The 24,041-nt window shown below is 69.1% G+C and carries 27 protein-coding genes and 1 pseudogene; 12 read left to right on the top strand and 16 right to left on the bottom strand.

Features of this window, described 5'->3' with window-relative positions:
* A complete protein-coding gene (locus tag ACFQS9_RS15215) occupies positions 1 to 576 on the top strand; it encodes a Clp protease N-terminal domain-containing protein (protein ID WP_378406052.1) in 576 nt (191 codons plus the stop codon).
* Between the two features lie 25 nt (positions 577 to 601).
* Here the strand turns inward: ACFQS9_RS15215 and ACFQS9_RS15210 are convergent, their stop codons facing one another.
* Both ACFQS9_RS15210 and ACFQS9_RS15205 read right to left on the bottom strand, forming a co-directional pair.
* Positions 602 to 907 carry a hypothetical protein gene (locus ACFQS9_RS15210; RefSeq protein ID WP_378406050.1) on the bottom strand — a complete coding sequence of 102 codons (306 nt, stop codon included), beginning with the start codon at positions 905 to 907 and terminating at the stop codon, positions 602 to 604.
* 76 nt (positions 908 to 983) lie between these two features.
* Positions 984 to 1,529 carry a GNAT family N-acetyltransferase gene (locus tag ACFQS9_RS15205; protein ID WP_378406048.1) on the bottom strand — a complete coding sequence of 182 codons (546 nt, stop codon included), beginning with the start codon at positions 1,527 to 1,529 and terminating at the stop codon, positions 984 to 986.
* A 67-nt stretch (positions 1,530 to 1,596) separates the two neighbouring features.
* Here ACFQS9_RS15205 and ACFQS9_RS15200 point away from each other — a divergent pair, with 67 nt between their 5' ends.
* Positions 1,597 to 1,980: a phage holin family protein gene (locus ACFQS9_RS15200; RefSeq protein WP_378406046.1), complete on the top strand. Its 384-nt coding sequence runs from the start codon at positions 1,597 to 1,599 to the stop codon at positions 1,978 to 1,980.
* 72 nt (positions 1,981 to 2,052) lie between these two features.
* Here ACFQS9_RS15200 and ACFQS9_RS15195 read toward each other — a convergent pair whose 3' ends face one another.
* The 3 genes from ACFQS9_RS15195 to ACFQS9_RS15185 form a co-directional block, all read right to left on the bottom strand.
* Positions 2,053 to 2,922, bottom strand: a complete 870-nt coding sequence (locus ACFQS9_RS15195) for a 1,4-dihydroxy-2-naphthoate polyprenyltransferase (RefSeq protein WP_378406044.1) — start codon at positions 2,920 to 2,922, stop codon at positions 2,053 to 2,055.
* 68 nt (positions 2,923 to 2,990) lie between these two features.
* Positions 2,991 to 4,151 carry an o-succinylbenzoate--CoA ligase gene (gene menE / locus ACFQS9_RS15190; protein WP_378406042.1) on the bottom strand — a complete coding sequence of 387 codons (1,161 nt, stop codon included), beginning with the start codon at positions 4,149 to 4,151 and terminating at the stop codon, positions 2,991 to 2,993.
* 4 nt (positions 4,152 to 4,155) lie between these two features.
* Entirely contained in the window at positions 4,156 to 4,614 is a 459-nt protein-coding gene (locus ACFQS9_RS15185) for a MarR family winged helix-turn-helix transcriptional regulator (protein WP_378406040.1), read from the bottom strand.
* 90 nt (positions 4,615 to 4,704) lie between these two features.
* Here ACFQS9_RS15185 and ACFQS9_RS15180 point away from each other — a divergent pair, with 90 nt between their 5' ends.
* Together ACFQS9_RS15180 and ACFQS9_RS15175 are read left to right on the top strand one after the other, a co-directional pair.
* Positions 4,705 to 5,052, top strand: a complete 348-nt coding sequence (locus ACFQS9_RS15180) for a DoxX family protein (protein ID WP_378406038.1) — start codon at positions 4,705 to 4,707, stop codon at positions 5,050 to 5,052.
* Positions 5,053 to 5,124: 72 nt separating this feature from the next.
* Positions 5,125 to 6,750: pseudogene (locus ACFQS9_RS15175) on the top strand (HNH endonuclease signature motif containing protein).
* A 90-nt stretch (positions 6,751 to 6,840) separates the two neighbouring features.
* On the opposite strand, the gene ACFQS9_RS15170 reads toward ACFQS9_RS15175, so the two are convergent.
* Genes ACFQS9_RS15170 through ACFQS9_RS15160 form a run of 3 tightly spaced genes read right to left on the bottom strand, consistent with a single transcriptional unit; the run spans position 6,841 to position 10,210 of the window.
* Complete coding sequence (locus ACFQS9_RS15170; RefSeq protein WP_378406036.1) at positions 6,841 to 8,001, bottom strand: epoxide hydrolase family protein; 1,161 nt, start codon at positions 7,999 to 8,001, stop codon at positions 6,841 to 6,843.
* 47 nt (positions 8,002 to 8,048) lie between these two features.
* On the bottom strand, positions 8,049 to 8,741 hold the full coding sequence (locus tag ACFQS9_RS15165) for an SGNH/GDSL hydrolase family protein (protein ID WP_378406034.1): 693 nt from the start codon (positions 8,739 to 8,741) through the stop codon (positions 8,049 to 8,051).
* 2 nt (positions 8,742 to 8,743) lie between these two features.
* The gene (locus tag ACFQS9_RS15160; RefSeq protein WP_378406032.1) at positions 8,744 to 10,210 is read right to left on the bottom strand and encodes an MFS transporter; all 1,467 of its coding nucleotides are present in this window, start codon (positions 10,208 to 10,210) and stop codon (positions 8,744 to 8,746) included.
* A gap of 134 nt (positions 10,211 to 10,344) precedes the next feature.
* Between ACFQS9_RS15160 and ACFQS9_RS15155 the strand changes: the two genes are divergently transcribed.
* Positions 10,345 to 10,950, top strand: coding sequence for a TetR/AcrR family transcriptional regulator (locus tag ACFQS9_RS15155; protein WP_378406031.1), 606 nt, complete (start codon positions 10,345 to 10,347; stop codon positions 10,948 to 10,950).
* Here ACFQS9_RS15155 and ACFQS9_RS15150 read toward each other — a convergent pair.
* Genes ACFQS9_RS15150 through ACFQS9_RS15135 form a run of 4 tightly spaced genes read right to left on the bottom strand, consistent with a single transcriptional unit; the run spans position 10,947 to position 13,212 of the window.
* Positions 10,947 to 11,339: a DUF3349 domain-containing protein gene (locus ACFQS9_RS15150; RefSeq protein WP_378406029.1), complete on the bottom strand. Its 393-nt coding sequence runs from the start codon at positions 11,337 to 11,339 to the stop codon at positions 10,947 to 10,949. The genes ACFQS9_RS15155 and ACFQS9_RS15150 overlap by 4 nt on opposite strands.
* An 11-nt stretch (positions 11,340 to 11,350) precedes the next feature.
* Positions 11,351 to 11,674 (bottom strand): DUF3349 domain-containing protein, encoded by a 324-nt coding sequence (locus ACFQS9_RS15145; RefSeq protein ID WP_378406027.1) that lies wholly within the window; start codon positions 11,672 to 11,674, stop codon positions 11,351 to 11,353.
* A gap of 31 nt (positions 11,675 to 11,705) precedes the next feature.
* A complete protein-coding gene (locus ACFQS9_RS15140; RefSeq protein WP_378406025.1) occupies positions 11,706 to 11,978 on the bottom strand; it encodes a hypothetical protein in 273 nt (90 codons plus the stop codon).
* 13 nt (positions 11,979 to 11,991) lie between these two features.
* On the bottom strand, positions 11,992 to 13,212 hold the full coding sequence (locus ACFQS9_RS15135) for an inorganic phosphate transporter (RefSeq protein ID WP_378406023.1): 1,221 nt from the start codon (positions 13,210 to 13,212) through the stop codon (positions 11,992 to 11,994).
* A 365-nt stretch (positions 13,213 to 13,577) separates the two neighbouring features.
* Here ACFQS9_RS15135 and ACFQS9_RS15130 point away from each other — a divergent pair, with 365 nt between their 5' ends.
* From ACFQS9_RS15130 to ACFQS9_RS15110, 5 genes are all read left to right on the top strand, one after another.
* Entirely contained in the window at positions 13,578 to 14,999 is a 1,422-nt protein-coding gene (locus ACFQS9_RS15130) for an ABC transporter substrate-binding protein (RefSeq protein WP_378406021.1), read from the top strand.
* A 97-nt stretch (positions 15,000 to 15,096) separates the two neighbouring features.
* Positions 15,097 to 17,439 (top strand): ABC transporter permease, encoded by a 2,343-nt coding sequence (locus ACFQS9_RS15125; RefSeq protein WP_378406019.1) that lies wholly within the window; start codon positions 15,097 to 15,099, stop codon positions 17,437 to 17,439.
* Positions 17,426 to 18,175, top strand: a complete 750-nt coding sequence (locus tag ACFQS9_RS15120; protein ID WP_378406017.1) for an ABC transporter ATP-binding protein — start codon at positions 17,426 to 17,428, stop codon at positions 18,173 to 18,175. Before ACFQS9_RS15125 ends, ACFQS9_RS15120 begins: the two co-directional genes overlap by 14 nt.
* Positions 18,172 to 18,930: an ABC transporter ATP-binding protein gene (locus tag ACFQS9_RS15115; protein ID WP_378406014.1), complete on the top strand. Its 759-nt coding sequence runs from the start codon at positions 18,172 to 18,174 to the stop codon at positions 18,928 to 18,930. The genes ACFQS9_RS15120 and ACFQS9_RS15115 overlap by 4 nt, the downstream gene beginning before the upstream one ends.
* Positions 18,931 to 18,932: 2 nt before the next feature.
* Positions 18,933 to 19,289, top strand: a complete 357-nt coding sequence (locus ACFQS9_RS15110; protein WP_378406012.1) for a hypothetical protein — start codon at positions 18,933 to 18,935, stop codon at positions 19,287 to 19,289.
* A gap of 4 nt (positions 19,290 to 19,293) precedes the next feature.
* Here ACFQS9_RS15110 and ACFQS9_RS15105 read toward each other — a convergent pair whose 3' ends face one another.
* From ACFQS9_RS15105 to ACFQS9_RS15095, 3 genes are read right to left on the bottom strand one after another with little or no spacing between them, the layout of a single operon-like run.
* Positions 19,294 to 20,919, bottom strand: coding sequence for an MFS transporter (locus ACFQS9_RS15105; protein ID WP_378406010.1), 1,626 nt, complete (start codon positions 20,917 to 20,919; stop codon positions 19,294 to 19,296).
* A 27-nt stretch (positions 20,920 to 20,946) separates the two neighbouring features.
* Positions 20,947 to 21,336: a VOC family protein gene (locus ACFQS9_RS15100; RefSeq protein WP_378406008.1), complete on the bottom strand. Its 390-nt coding sequence runs from the start codon at positions 21,334 to 21,336 to the stop codon at positions 20,947 to 20,949.
* Positions 21,337 to 21,338: 2 nt separating this feature from the next.
* Positions 21,339 to 21,788 (bottom strand): hypothetical protein, encoded by a 450-nt coding sequence (locus tag ACFQS9_RS15095; RefSeq protein ID WP_378406006.1) that lies wholly within the window; start codon positions 21,786 to 21,788, stop codon positions 21,339 to 21,341.
* A 189-nt stretch (positions 21,789 to 21,977) separates the two neighbouring features.
* Here ACFQS9_RS15095 and ACFQS9_RS15090 point away from each other — a divergent pair, with 189 nt between their 5' ends.
* Together ACFQS9_RS15090 and ACFQS9_RS15085 are read left to right on the top strand one after the other, a co-directional pair.
* A complete protein-coding gene (locus tag ACFQS9_RS15090; RefSeq protein WP_378406004.1) occupies positions 21,978 to 23,111 on the top strand; it encodes an alpha/beta hydrolase in 1,134 nt (377 codons plus the stop codon).
* Positions 23,112 to 23,159: 48 nt separating this feature from the next.
* Positions 23,160 to 23,360, top strand: coding sequence for a hypothetical protein (locus ACFQS9_RS15085; RefSeq protein WP_378406002.1), 201 nt, complete (start codon positions 23,160 to 23,162; stop codon positions 23,358 to 23,360).
* 34 nt (positions 23,361 to 23,394) lie between these two features.
* Here ACFQS9_RS15085 and ACFQS9_RS15080 read toward each other — a convergent pair whose 3' ends face one another.
* Complete coding sequence (locus ACFQS9_RS15080) at positions 23,395 to 24,006, bottom strand: TetR/AcrR family transcriptional regulator (RefSeq protein ID WP_378406001.1); 612 nt, start codon at positions 24,004 to 24,006, stop codon at positions 23,395 to 23,397.
* Positions 24,007 to 24,041 lie beyond the last annotated feature (35 nt).

Genomic DNA, 24,041 nt, shown 5'->3' with positions numbered 1-24,041 from the left:
ATGTTCGAACGTTTCACCACCGAGGCGCGCGACGCGGTGATCGGGGCACAGGCGGAGGCCAGGGCGCTCAGGTCCTCGCAGATCGGTACCGAACATCTGCTGCTCGGCGTGGTCGCGGCCGCGGCGGGCACGCCGCTGGGGCAGGTCCTCGACGACGCGGGGCTCACGCTGGGTGCGACGCGTGCGGCGGCTACGGAGGCGCGGGGTGGCCAGGCGCTCGGAGCGGAGGATGCCGAGGCCCTCAGATCGATCGGCATCGACCTCGACGCGGTGCGCGAGAGCCTGGACGCGAGCTTCGGTGAGAACGCGCTCGATCGTGCGGAACCGGGGGAACGGCGTGGCTGGTTCGGGCGACTGATGGGCGAACACGTCCCGTTCACGGCGGCGTCGAAGAAGGCGCTCGAACTCTCGCTCCGGGAAGCCCTGGCGCGCAAGGATGATCGCATCGGCGCCGAACACATCCTGCTCGGCATTCTCCGCGGAGACGACGCCGGTGCGCGCGGGGTGATTGCGGCGCAGCTGAGCGCGGAAGAACTGCGCAGGCGGATCGTCGAGATGCTCGACCGCGCGGCCTAGGGTCTGTGGGGGCGGCCCGGCCCGATCAGAACGTGCCGGCCGCCTCGACCGGCTGAAGGAACTCGATGGAGGGTGGGCCTTGGACGCCTGCCGTCGCCGTGACCTGGGCGATCTTGTCGTTGCCGTCGAAGAATCCCTGGAACGATTCGGCGCTGTCCCACTCGTCGATCACCACCAGCCCGCCCGAGTTCTGGGTGAACCGGTGATGCTGCGCCCCCTGCGCTTTCGCGTCCTCGGTGATCTCCGCGAGCAATGCGGCGTTGTTGCTGAGCGACTGCTTTGCCGCGGCGAGATCCGCGACCTCGAAACGCACAATGACGACCACGCTCATGATGGGCTCCTCGTGCCCCCGGTGTTTCGCCCGCTCGAGTCACCCGCGTGCGCGGGCCCCGGCTGCGGCGCTCCCCTCAGTCAGTATCGCGCCCGTTCGGCTGTGTTGGAAGTGCCGATCCCACGATGCGCCGCATCGTGACCCGCGGCCAGGAGTCGAGGCCGTGTGCACCCTCGCGTTCGCGGATCGCCGTCAGTCCGGGGGTCATCTCGTCCGCGGGCACGACCCGGAACCCCAGGCGCTCGTAGTACGGCGCGTTCCAGGGCACGTCGGTGAACGTGGTGAGGGTCAACCAGGGGAAGGACCGTTCGGCGGCCCAGCTCTCGATCTCGTCGATCAGCGCGGCCCCGAGCCGTTGCCCGGCGTGAGCGGGATCGACGGACACCTGCTCGACGTGGACGGAGTCGTCGAGCACCAGGGCGAGCGCGTAGCCGATCGGGGTGTCGTCGTCACCCGTCGCGACCCAGGCGCGGCCGGCGCGCTGGTACTCGGCCAGTTCGCTCACCGAGGGCGGGGCATCGTCCGCGATCGCGTCCATCCCGACCGCACGGAACGGCCGGCCCGCGGCGACCTCGATGGCGGGCAGGTGGGGGAGGTCTGCGGCGGTGGCCGAACGGATCACTCGTCCTTTCTAGCCGGTGCAGCACTTCCGGGACGCCTGTGCCGCGCGGATGTGCCAGCATTCACTCATGACTTTCCTGATTCGTCTGGTGATCAACGCGATTGCGATCTGGCTTGCCGCCGCGTGGGTGACCGGCATCGACATCGCAGGCTCCGACAAGGGGACGGGCAACGACATCCTGGTCATCCTCTTCATCGCGCTGGTGTTCACCGTGGTGAACGTGTTCATCAAACCCTTGGTGCAGCTGCTGTCGCTGCCCCTGCTGATCCTCACGCTCGGGCTGTTCACCCTGGTGATCAATGCCCTGATGTTGCTGCTGACCTCATGGATCACCGAGACGACGGAGTTCGGGATCTCCGTGGACGGCTTCTGGACCGCGGTCTGGGGTGCGCTGATCATCTCGATCGTGAACTTCGTGCTCACCGCGGTGGTGCCCTCGGCGAAACGCTGAGGCTCTCGGGGGCTGTACGGGATACGACGGGCGCGTCCGGCGTCGGTCGTGTCTCGACGGAGTTGCCTGCGGTCAGCCCAGGCCGAGCGCCAGCGCGGTGGTCGCGCCCCACGCGAGCATCGCCAGCCCGGTCCCGGCCAGCGCCGGGATCAGGGCCAGGCCCAGGCCGCCGGAGCGCACCGGGGCATTGGCCTTGACCGCCAACGGAAGCGCGAGCAGGCCGACCAGCGCCCACGGGGTGCGGGCCACCAGGATCAGCGTCACCACGAACGGCACCACCAGCAGCGCCAGGTGCAGGGTGCGGGTGCCCTTGTCGCCGAGCCGCACCGCGAGGGTGCGCTTGCCGGACTCGGTGTCGGTCGGGATGTCGCGCAGGTTGTTCGCGACCAGCACCGCGCTCGAGAACGACCCGACGGCGACGGCGGAGACCGCGCCGGCCCAGTCGATCCGCTCGGCCTGCACGAACTGGGTACCCAACACGGCGATCAGGCCGAAGAACACGAACACCGCGATCTCACCGAAACCGCTGTAGCCGTACGGATTCCTGCCGCCGGTGTAGAACCAGGCACCCGCGATGCACAGCGCGCCCACCAGGATCAGCCACCAGGCGGAGGTCAGAGCGAGCACCGCGCCGACGACGCCTGCGAGCCCGAAACACGCGAACGCCGCCCGCTTCACGGCGGCGGGCGAGGCCAGCTTCGATCCCACCAGTCGCAGCGGACCGACCCGGACGTCGTCGGTGCCGCGGATGCCGTCGGAGTAGTCGTTGGCGTAGTTCACCCCGACGATCAGTGCCATCGAGACCACCAGCGCCAGCAGGGCCTTCCACCACACCGCGCCGTCGAGGGAGGCAGCCGCGCCCGTACCGACCAGTACCGGGGCGACCGCGTTCGGCAGGGTGCGCGGTCGGGCACCCTCGATCCACTGCGAGACAGAAGCCATGAGCAGATCCTTGCATCTACCCGCAATCCACATGTGGCCCGCCGCGCCCATCAGCATTGGCGCCGGTGCTATCCCTTTGTACGGCTGGTGAGCTGGGCGGCCAATGCGCGGCGGTCCACCTTGCCTGGCCCGCGCAGCGGCAGTGCCACCATCAGGTGCAGTTCGCGTGGCGCCGCGGTCGAATCCAGGGCCGGTTCGACGTGCGCGCGCAGCTCCTCGAGGGTGGGTGCGGTGCCCGGGACGGGCACGACCGCCGCCGCCACCCGCTGCCCGAGTCGCGCATCGGGAACGCCGAAGACCGCGCATTCGGCCACCGCGGGATGGGTGGACAGTGCGGCCTCCACCACCTGCGGGACGACCGTCAGCCCGCCGGTCGAGATCGCCTCGTCCAGTCGACCGCTGATCGACAGCACGCCGCCCGACAGCAGGCCCGCGTCGTCGGTGCGGAACCAACCGGGCTCCGCGAACGCCGGATGGTCGGGCAGTCCGCGATAGCCCGTGGCGAGCACGGGGCCGCCGAGCAGCACGCGAGAGTCCTCGATCCGCACCCGCACCCCGTCGAGCGGCACCCCGTCGTACACGCAGCCGCCGCAGGTCTCGCTCATCCCGTAGGTACGGACGACGGTGATGCCCGCCGTGCGTGCCCGCTCGAGCACCGGCGCCGGGGTGGCAGCACCACCGAGCAGCACCGCGTCGAGTTCGGCGAGGGCTGCGGTCGCGGCGGGGTGATCGAGCGCCTTGATCAGCTGGGTCGGAACCAGCGAGGTGTAGCGGCGGGCCCCGGTCATCGCAGCGATCGCATCGGGCAGCAGCGCGGGGTCGAAACCCGTTGCGACGTCGACGATCACGGGCTCGGTCCCGGCCAGTATTCCCCGCAGCAGCACCTGGATCCCCGCGATGTGGTGTGGGGGGAGCGCCAGCAGCCACGAACCCGGACCGCCGAGACGGGCGTGTGTGGCCTGACCGCTGGCTCGCAGCGCACCGGCGGTGAGCATCGCGCCCTTGGGGGTCCCCGTGGTCCCGGACGTCGCGACGACGAGGGCGGTCGACTCGTCGATCGGATCGCCCGGGTGCAGGGCCTCGGTGAGTCGCCGGATCTCGCGGTCGTCGGCGGCGGGCACAGGGAGCAGCGCCGGGCCGCCGCCTGCCAGCGCGCGTTTGAGCTGGGGGAGTACCTCGCGGGCGGCCGGACCGGGCTTGACGTGCAGGACCTCGAGAGTGCTGGTCACGGACTCAGGCCTCGGTGCACTCGCGCTGCACGGAGGCCACCTCGACCCTTTCGAGCATGGCCCTCAACGAGGCGAGGTCGCGCTCGGAGAAGGCGGCGAACAGCTCGCGCTCGGCCTCGTTCAGCGCTGAGTGGACACCCTGCAGGGCCTTCGCTCCGGCCTCGGTGATCTCCACGATGTGGCGCCGGCGGTCGGACGGGTCCCGGCGACGTTCGGCCAGGCCGTCTCCTTCCAGCTCGTTGAGGATCGCGACGAGCTGGCTGGGGTCGACCTCGAGCATGTCGGCGAGCTCTCGCTGGCTCACCGGGCCGGTACCGAGGTGCATCAAGGTCATGGCCTGGCGCGGGTGCAGCCCGGTGACGGCGAGGGCGCCGCGAATGCGGGCGCTGGTGGCTTCGCCGCGCCAGGCGAGGAGGAACCCGAGACGGTCTGTCGGGGCGCCGTTGACCTGTGCTGCTGCCATAAGCCCACGGTATCAGTCGCTCCATTTTGGAACATCGTCAATCATTGATATCGTTCAACGATCTGCACACGTTAATCATTGGAGTCAATCATGTTCATCGCCTATGCCGTCATCGCCGTGGTTCTCGCCCTTGCGCTCAGCATGTCGGCCTTCCTCACCTTCACCCGTAACGAGAAGCTGGTCGGTGGCTTCATCGAGTTGGGTGTTCCGGATGCGTGGCTGCCGTGGCTCGCCGTCGCGAAGGCCGCGGGTGCGGCGGGGCTGCTGATCGGGCTCGTGGTGCCGGTGATCGGTGTCGCCGCGGCGATCGGTGTCGCCCTGTACTTCGTCGGCGCCGTCATCGCGCACGTGCGGGCGCGTGACTACGCGATCGCGCCCGCGGTCGTCCTCGGCCTGGCCGCAGTGGCCGCCATCGTGCTCCGGATCGCGACAGCATGACCCGAGCGCGGTCTCGCGGGACCGTGCTTCGCGTGCCTGATTCGTGTCGGACCCGGGCGGTAGGCTTCGAACATGAGTTCGATCAATGGGATCGGGGCTGCGTGGCGGGTGCAGGAACACCTGTCCGCGATCGCCGACGCCGTCGAAGGACTGTGTGACAGCGACCTGACCGGGCTCTCCGCCGACAACCTGACCGACACCATGCGCCGGCTGGAGAAATCGCTGCGTCGGGCGTCGACGGTCGGACACAAGCTGATCGTCGAGACGGTCGAACGATCGCTGCCGGGCACGCTCGGTCACAGGTCCGTCAACAAGCTGCTGGTCGGGGTGTTGCGGATTTCGGCGGCCGACGCCTCCGCGCGGGTCACCGCCGCGAAGTCGTTGGGCACCTGGCATGCGCTGTCCGGTGAATCGCTGCCCGCTGATCTGCCCGAGACCGCTCAAGCCCAACGTGACGGCGACGTCGGTGCCGATCATTGCCGGGCGGTGCGCGAGGTCATCCGCAAGATTCCGCATGCGGTGCCCGCGTCCGACGTCTAGGCAGCGGAACAGATCCTGGCCGAACTGGCGCGGGCCGGGACCCCGGAGGATGTCGAGAACGCCGGACACGACCTGCTCGCGTACCTGAACCCGGACGGTGACCTCGCCGACGACAGGGATCGCAAGCGCCTGCGTGGGATCCGGTTCGGCCGCCAAGACAAGAATCTGGGGGCACCTCCCTGCACGAAGTGCTTGGGGGGAATGACGCCGATCTCGGGTCACCTCGACCCGGAGACGAGAGCGTTGCTCGAACCGATCTTGGCGAAGTGGGCGCGGCCCGGGATGAACAACCCCGACGATCCCGAATCGCCGAGCGGTGATGCCGAGCACCCGAACGTCGACCGCGACAGGCTCGCTGCCGCGGCGGGCCGGGACACCCGCACCGCCGCGCAGCGCAATCACGACGCCCTCAAGGAAGCACTCCGCACCCTCCTCGGTTCCGGCGTCGTGGGTTCGCATCGCGGGCTGCCGGCCACCGCGATCATCACCATGACCCTCGACCAACTCGAACACGCCACTGGCGTCGCCACGACCGCATCCGGTGGAATCCTTCCGATCAAGGACGCATTGAAGCTCGCCGAACAAGCGCACCCGGTGCTGGTGCTCTTCGATCACAACGGCCGACCGTTGCACCTCGGACGAAGCAAACGCCTCGCCACCGCCGACCAACGCCTGGCCCTCATCGCGGCCGACGGTGGTTGCACCCGGCCTGGGTGCGACGCGCCGACCACGATGACCGCGGTCCATCACGTCCGCGACTGGTCCAAGGGCGGCGCCACCGACATCGGCGTGCTTTCCCCCAAGCACTTCGTGCAGGGGGTGCCCCCAGCTCGGCTGCGACGGCTGTCACGCCCTCATCCACGACGGCCCGGGCGGCTGGCAAACCCAAACCGCACCCAAGGGCACCGAATACGCCGGACGCACCGAATGGATCCCGCCGCCGCACATCGACCCCGAGCAGAAGCCACGCATCAACCACCGCCACCACCCGAAAGAGCTCTCCCCCAAGCACTTCGTGTAGGGGGTGCCCCCACGACCGCGCCCGACGAAAAGCGCAGGCGCGTCGAGAGACTGACGCACGGAAGCGGCACGGCGATCACCGGCGACAACCGCACCCCCTACCGGAGGACGACGGCGATTCGCCGTAGGTGGGCGTAACGCCCCTGCCGCGCGGGGAACGTCGAGCCGAGGGCGGCCGGCGACGATCTCCCGCACAACCGGCCGCCCATCAACCTCATCCCAGGCCTGTCACCTCAGGTCGCGGAAGAACTCCCGGATGTCGTCGGTGAGCAGCGCCGGCTCCTCGAGCGCGGCGAAGTGTCCGCCACGGCCCTCCACGTCGACCCATCGGGTGATCGTGTTCTCGGTCTCGGCGTATCTGCGGATTCCGACATCGTGCGCGAACATGATCGCTCCCGTGGGCACGCCCGAGGGTTCCTTCGTTGCACCCCAAGCGGATTCCTGGGCGTATCCGACGTAGGCGGAGGAGCCGGCTGTTCCGGTCAGCCAATAGATCATCGCGTTGGTCAGCAGCCGGTCGCGATCGATGACCTCGTCGGGAAGCGCTTTGCGCGGATGGGTCCACTCCCGGAACTTGTCGAGGACCCAGGCCAATTGGCCGACGGGGGAGTCGACCAGGCCCGCCGCGAGGGTCTGCGGCCGGGTGGACTGGATCGAGATGTAGCCGAACTCCTCCTGCATGAAGGCCTCGACCCGGGCCAGCCGGTCGCGTTCGAGATCGGTCAGCGACGCCCTCTCGACGTCGTCGATCTCGTGCAGTGGGGTGCCGAGGCTGCCGTTCACGTGCACCCCCACGACGCGTTGCGGGGCGACCCTGCCCACCTCCGGCGACACGCCTGCGCCGATGTCGCCACCCTGCACTCCGTATCGCTCATAGCCGAGTCGCGCCATCAGCTCGACCCAGACCCGTGCGATGCGAGCGGTGTCCCAGCCCTCGTCGGCGACGGGCCCGGAGAACCCGAAGCCGGGCAGGCTCGGGATCACCAGGTGGAACGCATCCGAGGGGTCGCCGCCGTGCGAACGGGGATCGGTCAGCGGCCCGATCACGTCGAGGAACTCCACCACGGATCCCGGCCACCCGTGCGTGAGCACCAGCGCCAACGCGTCCGGCTCGGGGGACCGGACATGCAGGAAATGCACGTTCTGTCCGTCGATCTCGGTGATGAACTGCGGATGCGCATTGAGGTCCCTTTCCTGTTCCCGCCAGTCGAAATCGCTGCGCCAGTACTCGACGAGCTCCCGCAGGTACGACACCGGGACCCCGGTGTCCCACCCGTCCCCCGGCAACGGAGCCGGGAGACGGGTGCGGGCGAGGCGGTCGGACAGGTAGTCGAGGTCGGCCTGCGGGATGTCGACGCGGAACGGGCGAATGCTGTCTGTGAAGGTCATGACATCCACCATCACACCAATAGCGGACATCTTCGGTCCTCAATAGCTCAACAGCGAGAGGCTTGTTGCGCCAGCCGCGCGAGGCGATCGTGAAGGGCACGTACCACTTCCGTCGCCAGCACGGCGTGCCCGGTCATCGCGAAATGGATGAGGTCCGCGCTCATCAGGTCCGGCCGCAACCGGAGCGGGTGTTCCCACATGTCCACCAGCACCGCGTCGTACCGGGCGGCCAGCGTCCGGGTGACGTCGTTGAGGTGCGCGATCCGCTCCCGCATCGGCCGCATCCGTCTGCCGACGAACACGTCCGCCAGCGCGAGCGTCGAGATCTGTGCTCCACGTCGATGCACCGCGGCGAACGCGGTCTCCAGGTTGTCGGCCATCGCGTCGAAATCGGCCTCCGGCATCCACAGGTCGTTGGCGCCGAAGGTGATGTGCACCAGGTCCGGGTCGAAGTCCAGCACGGTCTGCAGCTGCTCGTCGAGCACCTGTGCGCTGGTGGCGCCCATCCGTCCCGTGTTCAGGTAGGCCAGGTCCGGTTGCGTCGACTTCAATACGGCCGCAACGCGATCCGCCCATGGTGTGGTTGCGTAGCCGGGGCTGGGATCGCCGATGCCCTCCGCTATCGAGTCGCCCATGACGGCGTACCGCGACCAGGGTGCATAGGTCAGCAGAGCGCGCGCCTCCGCGGCACTCAGGCACATCGGGTCGGTGGATTCGGTCCGAAAGTCGTTGTGATTCATCGCTACTGCTCCTTGATCTCGATGGGAAGGGTGCTACTGGGGGTGCTGCCGTCGGCGCGGGCTCCGCGTCCCTCGGTGAGGGTGGCCGCGAGGATCCCGGCGACCACCGCGGCGACCGCGCAGGCGAGGAACAGGGCGTGGAACCCGGCCAGCGCATCTCCCGCGTTCGCGGCGAACACTGCGGCCAATACCGCCACGCCGAGGGCCCCGCCGACCTGCCGCGACATCAGATTCATCCCGACTCCCGAGGCGAACTGATGCGGCGGAACAGAACTCGCGGCAACAGTGCCGAGGACGGTGACGATCAGCCCGATGCCGCCGCCGCCGAGGATGCCGGCGGGAATCCAGGCGGACCACAGTCGATGCGCGGCGCCGAACACATCGGTGCTCATCCAGAGGGCCGATCCGGCAAACATCAGCGCGCCCAGTACACCCAGTCGGCGCAGCGTGGCGGCGGAGCCGGTCCGGCCCGCCGCCGTGGCCGTCACCATCGCCGCCAGCGCACCGACGCTGAGCGCCCCGGCCGACTGCAGCACCGTGTAGCCCCAGATTGCGTCCAGGAACAGCGGACCGGCCAGCAGCCAGGCGAACATCGCGGCGCCGAACACAAACGAGGTGGCGTTGGAGAGGGCGTACCGCCGGTTGCGCCACAGGTCGACCGCGATCGCCGGACTCGGGTGCCGCCTGGACCGCACGAGGGCGAGGGCCAGGAGGGCCAGCCCGACTCCGAGGACGCTTAGCGTCGTCGGTGAGGCCCATCCCCAACGCTGCCCCTCGGTCACCCCCGCCACCAGCGCGCCGACACCGAGCGTCGCCGCGAGGGTGCCGGCGATGTCGGGGAGTGCCCCGGCGGGAGCGGGGCCGTCCGATGCCCGGGTGTCGTCGGTCCGGAGGCGGGTGCCGAGTGCCACGAGTGCCGCCGCGATCGGCACATTGATGACGAACACGGCTCGCCAGCCGAACGACTCGACCAGCGCTCCGCCGATCGCGGGGCCGACCACCGCCGCGAATCCGCCCGCGGCGGACCAGGCGCCGATCGCGGCGGCGATCCGTTCGGAGGAGGTGACCGCCAACACCAGCGCGAGGGCCGCCGGGATCATCAGCGCCGCGGCGGCGCCCTGCAGGAACCGGCCCCCGATCAGCCATGGCGCGCTGGGGGCGACCGCGCACATCAGTGAGGTCAACGCGAACCCGACCAGGGCGGTGAGAAAGACCCGGCGCCGCCCCAGGACGTCGGCGAGTCGCCCCGCGGGCGTGAGCAGCGCCGCGAACGCCACCGCGTAGCCGCTGACCACCCAGGTGAGGGTGGTCGACTCGGCCGTAGCGAAGTCCCGGGCGATCGTGGGGAAGGCGATGTTGACGACCGAGAGGTCGAGGAATGCGACAAACGTTGCGCTGCAGGCGATCAGGAGCGCAAGCGAGGACGACTGGCTTGGTGGGCGCCGCGTCTGTTCGGACACCTGGGTCATGGTCGATTCCTTTCGAAGGCGGTGGCACCGGTGAGGGTGGTGGACGGCCGAAACAGGACGTACGATCGTTCGTGCAGATAGTGAACGTACGACCGTTCGTTCAATTTGGCAAGATCTCGTGGGAGGATGGACCGGTGGTGGATACGGCAACAACCTCTGACCAGCGGCTGATAAAGGGCGCCCTGGCCCGCGCATCGATCGCACGGCATGCCGCGGATGTCGCCTCGGTCGAGGGGCTGACCGGCCTGAGCATCGGCAGGCTCGCCACCGACCTCGGGCTGAGCAAGAGCGGCGTCGCGACATTGTTCGGCACCAAGGAGAACCTCCAGGTCGCCGCGGTGCAGTCGGCCCGGGAGGTGTTCATCGAGCACGTCGTCCGGCCGGGCATGAAGGAGCAGGCCGGACTGCCCCGGTTACGGACCCTGATCGACCGGTGGTTCGACTTCGTGTCCGCGCCGGTGTTCCCCGGTGGCTGTTTCCGGGTGGCGACGGTCTCCGAGTTCGACAGCCGACCGGGGCCGGTCCGCGATGCGATCGCGGCCGATCAGCGCGACTGGCGCGACCTGCTCACCCGCGAACTCCGGCGCGCCCAGGAACAGGGCGCGGTACAGGGGCGGGACGCCGCCGCGGTGGCGTTCGAGATCGAAGCGCTGCTGAGCGCGGTCAACACCGCGCTGCGGATGGGGGAGCCGGACGCGGCCTCGATGGCCCGCGAGATCATCGACGGGCTGATCGGTTAGCCGGTCTCGGGCGGTGTGTCCTCGTCCGCGGGCGCCGCGCTGTCCCCGCTCGACTCGGCGTGACGGCCGAGCCCACGCAGGGTCGTCGTCCCGTCCGGCTCGTCGGCCAGCGGCCAGCCGCCGGCGGCGAGGTGTGCGCGGACCCGCTCCACATCGGATTCGATCGGCATCTCATCGGTGACCTTGGTGATGAGCACCTGGATGTCGATCTTGTCGATCGGCGGCGGGAACTGCTCGACCAGCGCATCGGTGACCGCGTGGACCTCCTCGTCGGACAGGCGCCTGCGGAGCAGGGCGATCAACGGGATGTAGTCCTGTTCGGGCACGCCGTTGGGATACCCGGTGCGCAGCCACCCGAGTATCGAGGCGAGGAACGGTGGAAGGGCCACGGCGGGATTCCCTACGGCTCGTCGCCGGGATCCGCGAGCGGCCAACCGGCCGCGGCCAGCACCGACCGGACGCGGGCGATGTCGTCGTCCGACGGCGCCTCATGGGTGATGTGCTCGATCAGCTCGCCGATCTCGGCGCGGGTGACGGTCGGGTCCTGGCCCTCGTCTCGCGACTCGGCGAGCGCGACGGCCACGTCCTTGATCTGTTCGGCGGTCAGCTTGCGGTGCAGCAGAGCCACCAACGGGATGCGGTCCTTCGGGGGGATGCCCTCCGGGTACCCGGCCCGCAGCCACTTCAGGACGGACAGGGGGAATGACGGTTTTTCTGAGCTCACGAGATGTTGCCTCTCGACTCGTGGGTCGACGCTAGAAGATGTCGATGTTGAAGGTGTGGCTGAGGAAGCCCTGCATGATGAACAAGATCCCGGTGATGATCGCGATGACCACCACGGCGAAACACGTCACGGCGGCGATCAGGCCGAGTGGCTTCCGGGTGGCGGTGGTCGTCGAATCGGCGGCCGGTCGGGAGTCGAGCGCCCGCAGGCCCAGTGCGAAGATCGCGGGCAGGCCGGCGCCGAGCAGCAGGCCCACCACGACGACCTGCCACAGCGAATCGACGGTTTTCGAGAGAAGATCCATGTCTGCGTAGTCCTCAGGCCGTCACGTTGTTGCGCGGGTTCGGCGCGGGAGCGGGTACCGGGTTCGGCGACGCGGGGGGACCCGGGATGTCCTCGGCCGGGATCAGTCCGCCGTCCCACTCCGCGTTGACGTTGTTCGAGTCGATCGGCTGCCTGCGCGAGCGGGCATACATCCAGCCCGCGAGTATCAGCAGGATCGCGAACACGACCAGCACGCCGGGCAGGCCGCCGATCAGCTGCGCGATGCCCCAGCACACGGCGCCGACCAGCGCGGCCGACGGGAGGGTGATCAGCCAGGCGACCGCCATCCGGCCCGCGACGCCCCAGCGCACCTCGGCGCCGCGGCGGCCGACGCCGGTACCCATGATCGAACCGGTGGCGACGTGCGTCGTGGACAGCGGCAGCCCCAGGTGGCTGGAGGTCAGGATGATGGCGGCCGAGGATGCCTCCGCGGCCATGCCCTGCGGCGCCGCGATCTCCACCAGGCCCTTGCCGAGGGTGCGGATCACGCGCCACCCGCCGAGGTAGGTGCCGAGGGCGATCGCCACCGCGCAGCTCAGCTTCACCCAGAACGGCATGTCGGAGTCGGCGTTGAGGGTGCCGTGTGCGACCAGGGCCAGGAAGATCACGCCCATCGTCTTCTGTGCATCGTTGGTGCCGTGCGCGAGCGACACCAGGGACGCGGAGCCGACCTGGCCGAACCGGAACCCGGATTCCTTGGTCTCGTCGCTGACGCCTCGGGTGATCCGGTAGATCAGCAAGGTGCCGGCCGCGGCGACGAGTCCGGCGACGACCGGCGCCAGCAGGGCCGGGATGACCACCTTGCTCAGCACGCCTGACCACTCGACGCCGTTCATCCCGAGGGAGGCGATCGCCGCGCCGATCAGGCCGCCGAACAGCGCGTGCGAGGAACTCGAGGGGATGCCGAACAGCCAGGTGGCCAGGTTCCAGATGATTCCGCCGACGAGTCCGGCGAAGACGATGAACAGCAGATCCTCACCGCCCACCGAGCTGAGGTTGACCACGCCCTTCGCGACGGTGGCCGCGACCTCGACCGAGAGGAACGCGCCCACCAAGTTCAGGATTGCGGAAAGCGCAACCGCGACTCGGGGTTTGAGCGCCCCGGTCGCAATCGACGTCGCCATCGCGTTGCCGGTGTCATGGAAGCCGTTGGTGAAGTCGAACCCGAGGGCTGTGACAACTACGACAAGAAGAACGATGAGTTCCGCGTTCACGGCCTAGATCCTCCGTTACGAACGCGTAAAAGTCGAGTCTGTACCCGCTGTTCGCGCGTGCTTTCCAGCACACCGCGCCGACCCCGTCCGGCCAGGTCGCGGCACTTCGCGCGAATCCCGGCCGACCCGCGCAACGCGGTCCACCAGCATGCGAACCGTCACAGTCCGGAACGAAATGTGGCGAAGCTCACCGGGCGGTCTCACTCACCGGGAACCAGCGAATTGCCTCCGTCGCCGCTGATTACCGTCCCGGCATCAAGTGACGCAGGCCTCACACCCCCTGCCCGGGTGGGACGGCCGCGCGCTCTGGCCCGACCCCCACGGAACCTGCCCGGTCCCGGGTAGCCGAGAAGGAGACACCGATCGTGAAACGAAAGAAGACGGCCCGGCTCGTGGCAGCGTTGGCCATGTCGGCAGCGATGCTGTCCGCGTGTGCCACCGAGCGATCGGGCGAGGCGGTCACCGGCGCCACCGGGGGCGGCGCCAATGGCGATTCGCAGACCTCCGCGTCCCGGGGTTCGTTCGGCACCCTCGAGTCGCCCTGTGGGGAGGGCGATGCGACGGGCGCGACCGACCAGGGCGTCAGCGACACCGAGATCAAGATCGGCTACGGCGACGACCGCGGCTACGCCCAGAGCCCCGGATTGAACAAGGAGATGTCCGACGCCGTCTCCGCGATGATCGACTGGTGCAACGACCAGGGCGGCATCAACGGCCGCAAGATCGTCGGCACCGACTACGACGCGGCGATGACGCAGGCCAACACCGTCATGCAGGAGGCGTGCGCGTCCCAGTTCATGATGGTCGGCCACGGCTTCGCGATGGACCAGACCGCCGAGCAGACCCGCGTCGCCTGCAACATGGCGGCAGTCCCCGGCTTCACGGTCTCGCCCGACGCGGCCAGCGGCCCGATGACCTACCAGGGTGTCCCGTTCCCCGTGGACTACGCCAACGGGGCCGCCTGGTTCCAGATGGCGAAGATGCACCCCGACCTGCTGAACGACTTCGACCTGGTCGGCTCCACAATGCCCACGATCATCACCTCGCTGGCGAAGACTCGTTCGATGGCCGAGGCCGCGGGCTTCAAGCTCAAGGACTGCGGCGTCACCCTGAACTACCAGGGCGAGCCCAGCTACGTCGCGTTCGCCGAGAAGTACAAGGAGTGCGGTGTCAAGGGTCTGTGGACCTCGCGCTCTCCGGTGCCGAACGAGTTCAACTTCTTCAAGGCGGTCAACCAGGTCGGTATCGATCCGATCATCTTCGGTGAGGCCACCTGGTACGGAAACTCCGCGCAGACCTTCAACAAGGAATCCGGGATTCTCGACAACCTGAACGCCGACATGACCTTCCAGATGCTCGAGAACGCCGACAAGGTTCCGGCCGTCCAGAAGTACGTCGACCTGGTCGCGGAGAAGGGCGGCAAGACCGCGCTGCTGGGCATGCAGTCCACCTCCTCGTTCCTGCTGTGGGCGACCGCGGCCAAGGAGTGCGGCTCGGACCTGACCCGTCAGTGCATGATCGACGAGCTCTCCCAGATCCACGAGTGGGACGGCGGCGGACTGCACGCGGTCACCGACCCGGGCAAGAACATGCCGGCCACGTGCGGCCTGATGGTCTCGCTCAAGGGCGCCGAGTACACGCAGGCGTTCCCCAGCACCTCCGGTGAGTTCGAGTGCAACGACGAGTACCTGATCAAGACGGACCCGTCGACCTGGGGCACCGAGCTCGGACCCGACCGGGTCTCGACCAAGTACCTCAACCCGAACGTGATCAAGCCCAAGGCCTAAGGCCGCTGCGCCGCGGTGGTGCGCCCACCGAGTCCCCGGACTCCACCGGCGCACCACCGCGGCACTGCCGCATCTCTCAAGACAGAGGGTTTCTCACATGGACACTTTCGTGACGTTCACGATCCTGGGCCTGGTGCTCGGTGCCGTGTACGCGATCGCAGCCTCCGGGCTGGTGCTCACCTACAGCACCTCGGGGATCTTCAACTTCGCCCACGGTGCGCAGGCCATGCTCGGCGCGTTCTTCTACTGGCAGCTCCGCTACGGCTGGAACCTGCCCGCCCCGATCGCGCTGCTGTTGGCGCTCGGCGTGTTGGGCCCGTTGATGGGCCTGGCGCTGTACTTCCTGATCATGCGGGGCCTGCGGGACACCGCGGAGGTGACCAAGATCGTGGTCACCGTCTCGATCATGCTCGGGATGCTGTTCCTGTCGCAGTGGTTCTGGCACCCGGAGGAGCCCCGCACCCTGCGGATGTTCTTCGGTGACGACGCCAAGTTCTCCCTCCTCGGCGCTACCGTGCACGTGCACGAGGTCATCTGTCTCGTCGCGGCGATCGCCATCGCCGTCGGACTGCGGCTGCTGTTCACCCGCACCCGGATGGGCGCCACAATGCGCGGCGTCGTCGACGACCCGGATCTGCTGCGCCTGAACGGGCACAACCCTGAGCGAATCGCCGGCTTCTCGTGGGCGCTGAGCTCCATGCTCGCGGTCCTCGCGGGCATCCTCGTCACCCCGATCAGCGGCGGAACTCTCGAGGCGAACCTGTTGACGCTGTTGGTGATCGACGCGTTCGCGGCCGCGATGTTCGGCCGGTTGCGTAGCATCCCGCGCACCTTCGTCGGCGCGATCGTGCTCGGTCTGGCCGGCACCTACCTGCTCGGGTACGGACCGTCGACCTGGACGTGGACGTCGAACCTGCGGGTCTCGCTGCCGATGATCGCGCTGTTCGTGGTGCTGATCGTGCTGCCGCAGGACCGCCTGCGCGGCGCCGCCGTCCGCACCCGTGAGCGCTACCACGTGCCCAGCGTCCGCAAGGCGGTCACGTGGGGAGCGGCGCTGGTCGTGATCGTCTACCTGATCCGGTTGCTGATGGTCGAGTCCGCGATCACCACCCTCACCATCGGCATGTGCTTCGCCATCGTCGCGCTGTCGCTGACCGTGCTCACCGGCTACGCAGGCGAGATGAACCTGGCCCCACTGTCGTTCGGTGCGGTCGCGACGATCGTGGTCTACCACTTCGGCATCTCCGGCTCCGGGCTCGCACAGCGACTGACGATCGTCGGAGTGTTGCTCGGCGTGCTGGTGGCCGCGCTGGTCGGTGGCCTGGTCGCTCTGCCCGCGCTGCGTCTGCGGGGTCTGTACCTGGCGCTGGCGACGATGGCGTTCGGTGTGTTCCTGAGCAACATGGTGCTGCGCGACACGACCGAGCACGAGCTGTTCGGTGTGAAGTTCTCCCTGTTCACCGGCGGTTCGCTGGTGATCCCGCCGCTGCAGATCGGCCCGCTGGACCTGGGCAACGAGACCACCTTCCTGATGACGGCGACCGTGCTGTTCGCGATCCTCGGCGTCGCCGTCGTGGCGCTGCGCAACAGCGGATACGGCCGACGGCTGGCGGCGATGAAGGACAGCCCGGCGGCCTCGGCGATGCTCGGTCAGAACCTGGTCAAACTGAAGCTGAGCGTGTTCATGATCTCGGCGGGTATCGCAGGCCTCGGCGGCATCCTGATGTCGAGCGCGATGGGCGCGGTCTCCGGCGACAGCTTCACCATCATCATCAGCCTGTCGCTGCTGATGCTGACGGTGGTCGCGGGCATCGGCTACGTCAGCGGAGCCCTCTTCGGCGGCGTGATGGCCGGCGTCGGCTTCTCGATCATCATGGTCTCGTTCACCAACCTGGCGAAGGCGCAGCCGGAGCTCGAGGGCCTGTACCTGCTGCTGGGCAACATCGCCGCGGTGAGCCCGGCGCTGATCGGTATCGGTGTCGGCCACAACCCCAGCGGCAGCGTGCATCAGGTGATCGAGGGCTACCGCAAGCTGCGCGACGCCAAGCCGGTGCTGATCGGGGGCGCGGCGTTCGTCGCGGTCCTCTACCTGCTGGCGTTGACCGGGGTCCTGGGCAACTGGTGGTTCGCCTCGCTGACCATCGTCACGGTGTTCGCGCTGCCGGTGGTCGGTGAAATGCTCATGCCGACGGCGGTACTCGGCGCCGAGGAGGTCGCCCGGCGGCGCACCACGCCGCCCGAGTTGGTCGGCATCGACGAGCCGTACACCCAGGAGGGCCGCGATTGTCTCGACCGCGAGCTCGGCCTGCCCAGCGTGCCGGTGGTACCCGCTACGAGCGCCTCGCCCTCGTCGCCGGCGCAGGCAACCACCGGGTCCGGGTCCGAATCCCGGTCAGAGACCGAATCGGTGAAGGAGTTGACCGTCAATGCAGTCTCCTGATGCAACCCCGCTGCTCGAAACGCGCGGTGTGACAGTGCGATTCGGTGGCCACGTCGCCGTCAACGACGTCAGCATCGCGGTCGAGCGAGGCGCGGTCACGGGGCTGATCGGCCCCAACGGTGCCGGCAAGACCACCCTGTTCAACACGGTCACCGGGCTGCAGAAGCCCATCGCCGGACAGGTGCTGATCGACGGCGTCGACGTCACCACGAAGGCGCCGTACAAACGCGCACATCTGGGGTTGGCCCGCACCTTCCAGCGGCTCGAACTGTTCCTGTCGCTGTCGGTGCGGGACAACCTGCGGGTGGCGGGCGACATCCACCGCGCAGGCACCCGCGGCAAGGCGGACGTGAAGGCGGAGACCGACCGACTGCTCGAACTGACCGGCCTGACGGACGTCGCAGACAAAGACGTCTCCGACATTCCGACCGGCCGGGCCCGGGTCGTGGAGGTGGCGCGCGCGCTGATGACCTCCCCACGGGTCCTGCTGCTCGACGAGCCTGCCTCCGGGCAGACCGAGCAGGAGACCGAGGACTTCGCCGCGATGCTGGTCCGGTTGGCGGGGGAGGGTCTCGGCATCTGCCTCGTCGAGCACGATCTGCCGCTGGTGATGAAGGTGTGCTCGCAGATCCACGTGCTGGACTACGGCGCGCTGATCGCGTCCGGCACCCCGGAAGAGATTCGTCACGATCCCGCGGTGATCGCGGCCTACATCGGAACGGAGGAGGTGGCATGAACGCACCTATCACCACTCCTCGGCACGCCGCGGCGCCGGATGCCGCCCGGTCGCAACAGGAACCGTTGCTCGAACTGGTCGGTGTCCGGGCCGGCTACGGCGCCATCGAGGTACTGCACGGGGTGGACCTGGCCCTGTACCCCGGGACGGTCGTCGCGCTGCTGGGGCCCAACGGCGGCGGCAAGACCTCGACGCTGAAGATCTGCTCCGGAATTCTGCCCGTCGAACACGGCGAGTTGCGGCTCGCGGGCCGGGTCGTCAACGGCGTCGACGCGGCCGACCTCGCGCGGCTGGGTGTCTGCACCGTTCCCGAGGGTCGGGGCATCTTCCCGAACCTCACCGTCCGCGAGAACCTGTGGGTGGCGACGGGCACCGGGGCCACCCTCAAGGCGCTCGAAGAGGTCGCGTACCAACGCTTCCCGATCCTCGGGAAGCGGCGCGGCCAGCTGGCCGGCTCGATGTCCGGAGGAGAGCAGCAGATGCTCGCGCTGTCCCGTGCACTCGGCACCGAGCCCACCGTGTTGCTGCTCGACGAGCTCTCGATGGGCCTCGCGCCCCGAGTGGTCACCGAGATGTACGACATCGTCGCCCAGCTCGCGGGGGAGGGGCTGTCGATCCTGGTCGCCGAGCAGTTCGCCCGGGCAGTGCTACCCATCGCGACGTCGGCGGCGCTGATGCTGCAGGGCCGCGTGGTCCGGACCGGGGACCCGAACGAAATCGACCGTGAACTATCCACAAGCTATCTAGGAGGATGACCATGACCGCACTCGCGGAAGAGCGTCGCGCACAGTTCAAGAACGACGTTGCCGAGCTCAAGCTCAAGACCGGTCAGTCGCGCGGCGACGGCGCGGCCCGGGTTCTCGGCCTGGTGCTGATGATCGGTGGGGCGGTGGCGGCGTTCGTCGCTTACCTGTCCTCGCTCACCCAGGACGATCTGCGCAACATCGCCTCGTACCAGATCCTGGCGACGGCGCTGCTGGCCGTCACGGTGATCGGGGCGGCCCTGTATCTCGCCGGCGCCGTCGCCAGGGTGCTGCGGCTGTGGCTGCTGCGCCAGCTGTACGAGGGGCAGGCCCGGGCCGACCAGATCGCCGAGGCACTGCGCAGGCCGTAGGGCCTCACGGTGCCGGGCGCCCGCCGGATCCGACCGGTTCGCGGGGGATGCGGGTGGTGAAGAACAGCGCCCCTACCGCGAGCAGCGCGGCGAGGGAACATGCCACCCGCAGCGCCTCCAACCGGGCGTCCGCGTTGATCTCGAGGACGGCGTCGGCGGCGGGCCCGGTGACCGCCGCCTCGTCCAGCGCCTCGCGTAGTTCGGTGTCGGACAGGAACGGGACCCCGGCGGCCAGCTCGGTGTCGGCCTGCTGCTGCACCGCGGCGGGCACGTCGGGGTTGCCCTGTATCCCGGCCAGGGCCGCGGTGCTCAGGGTGCTGATGAGCACCGCGCCGATGAGTGCGGTGCCCAGCGAGGCACCGAGATTGGTCGCCGTGTTCTGCAGCCCCCCGACCTCGGCGCTCTGTGTGTCCGGCACCGCGGACACGGTGACGGCGCCGAGCTGGGATGCCAAGGCGCCCAGCCCGAGACCCATCAGCAGCATCGGGACCGCCACGATCGCGGCGTTGGCGCCCGGGTCCAGCCCGGCGACGAGGATCACGATGCCGACGATCATCGATCCCAGGCCGCAGCGGACCACCCGGCGGGGATCGGCCCGCGGCAGGAGCTTGGGAATCCCGATCGCGGCGAGCAGGAGCGCGACCGACAGGGGGAGCAGTCGCAGCCCGGTCTGCAGCGCGTCGAGTTCCAGGACGACCGAGAGGAACAGCGGAACCGCGAAGAAGACCCCGGCCTGGACCATGAACTGCGCGAAGAACATCGTCAGGCCGCCGCTGAGCTGGCGGTTCTGCAGGAGCCGGGGATCGAGCAGCGGCTCGCCGCCCGTGTCGGCGAGGTGGGTCTCCCAACGGAGGAAGGCAAAGACGACCAGCAGCCCGGCCAGGACGAGCCACATCGTCGCGGACACCCCCATCACCTGCGCACCACCGGGTGTGGGCCGAACCCAGCCCCACTCGCTCGACCGGAGGACCCCGAACACGAGCATGCCCAACCCCAGTACCGACAGGGCGGACCCGACCAGGTCGAGGCGTGCCGTCATCGGCGCCGTGTCCTCGATTCTCCTGAGCACCAACAGGATCGCGGCAACGATGACGACCTCGCCCAGGAAGACGTAGCGCCAGGAGGCGAACGTGGTGACCGCGCCGCCGATGAGGGGCCCGGCCGCGACCGCCATCGCGCCCGCGGCGGCCACCAGGCCGTACGCGGCCGCGCGCCGGTCCGGCGGAAAGTTGGCCGCGACCAGGGCGACGATCGCGGGCATGATCAGTGCGGCGCCGATACCTTCCAGGAGGGACCAGCCGATCAGCAGCACGCCCAGGTTCGGTGCCAGGGACGTGGTCAGCGAGCCCAATCCGTAGATGACCAGCCCGATGCCGAAGGCTCGCCGCCTGCCCACGATGGTGCCCACCTTGCCGCCGGTGATCATCAGGGTGGCCATGACGAGGGTGTACAAGGTGATCGCCGTCTGGATCCCGGTGATCGTGGTGCCCAGGTCGGCGGCCACGCTGGCCATCGAGACGTTCATGACCGAGCTGTCCAGCGTCATCACGAACTGACCCGACGCCAGCACGGCGAGCACGAGGCCGCGTCCGGTTCGGGCGGACGACGGGTTCTGCACAGGAACACTCATCGGTGACCTCATGTCGGGTGGGGGTTCCTAGGGCGCGGGGCGGCCGTCCCTGCGGATCGGGTGGTCTTCCGGGATCTGCACCAGCACGATCGGGACGCCATCCGGGTCGGCGATCCACATCTCGTGCAGACCCCACGGTTCCTGACGTGCCTCCCGGATGATCTGCACGCCCTTGAGCACCAGTTCCGTCTGCGTCGCCGTCAGGTCGCGGACCTGAAACCAGAGGGCGCCGTCGAAGCGGGTGCTCTCGCCGGACCCGCCGTGGGCAGCGACCTCGATCAACCCCTGTCCGGCGAAGAACACGGTGCCGCCCGGGTACTCGCGCGCGACCGCCAGCTCCAGGGTCTGCGCGTAGAACGCCAGCGTGGCCGGGTAGTCGGCCGGCCGCAGGATCGTCCGGCTGCTGAGGATCTCCATACTCACTCCTGCTCCGCGGGCCGCGCCTCGTGGCCGGGTCTGCCCGCAGTCCGTCTGTGTTGCTTCATCTCGGCCTCGTAGAGGTGCCTGCGTCCGCCGAGCACCCCGTCGCGCACCGCCCGCTCGTGGTCGCGGAACTCCGACCAGTAGCCGTCATCGAACTCCTCCACCACCTGGAACGTCCAGCGCCCCTCCAGGACGTTGCGCCCGACCAGTTCCTTCTGCAACCGGTCGGCCAGCGCCTCGTGGCCGGCCGCGCGCAGCATCTCGACGGCCTCGGCGAGCTGCAGGTGGGCATGGCCGATGAGCTGGTGGAACCCGTACAGATGGCCCCTGGCCCGCTCGACCGTCTCGAGCGCCTCGGAGACCCGTCCGGCGGCGGCGACCTCGGCGTCGGTGACACCGTCGGGCCGACGGTGTTCGGGTGCAGGCACTTCGCGGTCGACGCCCATGCGTTCAGTGTGCCCGATCCCGTGGCGTTCGCGGGCGCGACAGTGGTGACCGATGAGAACGATTTCGACTGTGCGGCCCACCGGAAGGCGGTACCGTCTCCGCGATCGGTGCCGTCGCTCCATGGGAGGCCGGCGGTCCGGGCCGTGGGGTGCCCGCTTCCGATCGACGCCATCGAGATGGGGGAGTCCATGAATTTCGCGTGTCGTCGTCCCGTGTGGGGCCGTGCGGTGGGTGCCGCCCTGGTCGCGGGCGCGGTGCTGGCCGGGTCGGGCCAGGCGGTCGCGGCCCCGGGCTCGGGGAGCGCGGGCAGCTCGGACTCGGGCAGCTCGGGCTTCGGCAGCGCCGGCGATAGCTCGGACTCCGGCAGCGTCACCTCCGGATCGACGATGCCCGTGGAGTGGCAGGACGATCCGGGGCCGATACCCCCGCTGCGCGACGACATCGTCACCCCGGCGATCGTCTCGGAGAAGTTCACCTCGGAGCGGGTCGCGCGGTTCCTCATCGCCTCGCCCGCCCTCCGCCGCGAGGTCGGGGTGGACGTGCTGTTGGCCGCGGACAGCTCCCGGCCCACCCTGTACATGCTCGAGGGCGTCGGCGCGGGCGAGGACCAGAGCGCCTGGATGTACATGACCGATGCGCCGAAGTTCTTCGCCGACAAGAACATCAATGTGGTCCTGACCAACGGTGGGGTGGCCGGCCTCTACACCGACTGGGACGAGCGTGACCCGAAGGTCGGGCTGCACAAGTGGGAGACCTTCCTCACCAAGGAGCTGCCGCCGCTGATCAACGCCCGGCTGAAGACCAACGGTGTCAACGCGATCGCGGGCACCTCGATGGGCGCACAGGGAGCGATGATGCTCGCGCACCGGCGCCCGGACCTGTACCGCGGCATCGCGGTCTTCAGCGGGTGCTACTCGACCACCGACGATGTGGGCCGGCTGAGCACGCAGGTCACGGTGTCCTCCCGCGGCGGCGACCCGGCCAAGATGTGGGGTGTGCCCGGAGGTCCCGAGTGGGCCGCGCACGACACGGTCCGTAACGCGGAGGCGTTGCGCGGCAAGCCAATCTACCTGTCGGTCGGCACGGGAATCGTGGGCGAGCACGAGGGCCCCGGCACCGACGCCGAACGGATCTTCGTCGGCGGCGGCATCGAGGCGGCGGCGAATCAGTGCACAAGGCGGTTGGACAAGAAGCTGCGCGAGCTGGGCATCCCGGCCACCGTCGACTATGAGGTGACCGGCGTGCACGCCTGGGCTTACTGGAACGATCGGCTGCCCAAGGCCTGGCCCACGCTGTCGCGGGCGCTCGGGGTCACCGCGTAGCCGGGCTCAGAAGTACCAGGGGTACGGCGAGTTGACCGCGCCCATCTGATGCTGTCACCGGGTACCCACAAGATCACCGTCGAGACCACCTACACCGAGGCTCGCATGGGTGGTCCCCTGCGGGTGGTGCTCGCGGTCGACGGCGCGACGGTCGCCGAGGGTACGGTTCCGATCAGCGCGCCGCTGCTGAATCGAGAGGGTGTCTGTGGAATACACGTAGATCGGGCGGTGCGGCGCATCGGATGGTGACCCCGCGAGCCTAGCCGGGCGCACTGCAGCCGGCTCAGGCGGTGATTGCCCGCGTCAGTGCGGCGGCGGTGAACTCGGCGAACTCTGTCGCGTCGAGATCCGGCGCCCACTTGTTGACGATGGTGTCGGAAACGCCCATCAGTCCCGACAGGACGAAGCGGAGGAGCGCGGGATCGTCGAGCAGCGTCCGGCCCTCCGCCGCCGCGGCCTCGAGAAGCGCCCGGCGGAGTTCCTCGTTGTACTGCTCCGCGGTCACGCGCAGTTCGCGGACGGAATCGCGTTCCGACCGGGTGGCGCCCTCGATGTCGCGCCAGGTTGCCGTCATACGCCCGACGCGTGCCCACTGCCGCACCGAGTTCGGGATGACCGCCGCGATCAGCGACGCGACGCCGCCGTCGCGGGGCAGCGCGGCCACGAAGGCGGCGGACTCGATCTGGCTCTCGTTGAGCAGCGCGATGAAGATCTCCTGTTTGTCCGCGAAGTATTGATAGATCAGGCCCGTGCTGGTGCCGGAACGCTGCGCGACGGACCTGATCGTGAGCGCGGAGTAGCCCCCCTCGTCCAGCAGGGTGGCCGCCGCGTCCAGCGTCCGGCGCCGCCGAGCCTCCGCGTCGCCGTAAATCGATCTGCCGTTCGTTTCGCTCACCGCGTCACCGTATCCGTCAGGCGAGGGGCAGGCTC

This window comes from Rhodococcus daqingensis (assembly GCF_042665615.1).
GTDB classification, from domain to species: Bacteria; Actinomycetota; Actinomycetes; order Mycobacteriales; family Mycobacteriaceae; genus Rhodococcus_G; species Rhodococcus_G daqingensis.
The sequence above is the reverse complement of the archived record's forward strand: the minus strand, read 5'-3'. Positions and strand labels throughout refer to the sequence as shown.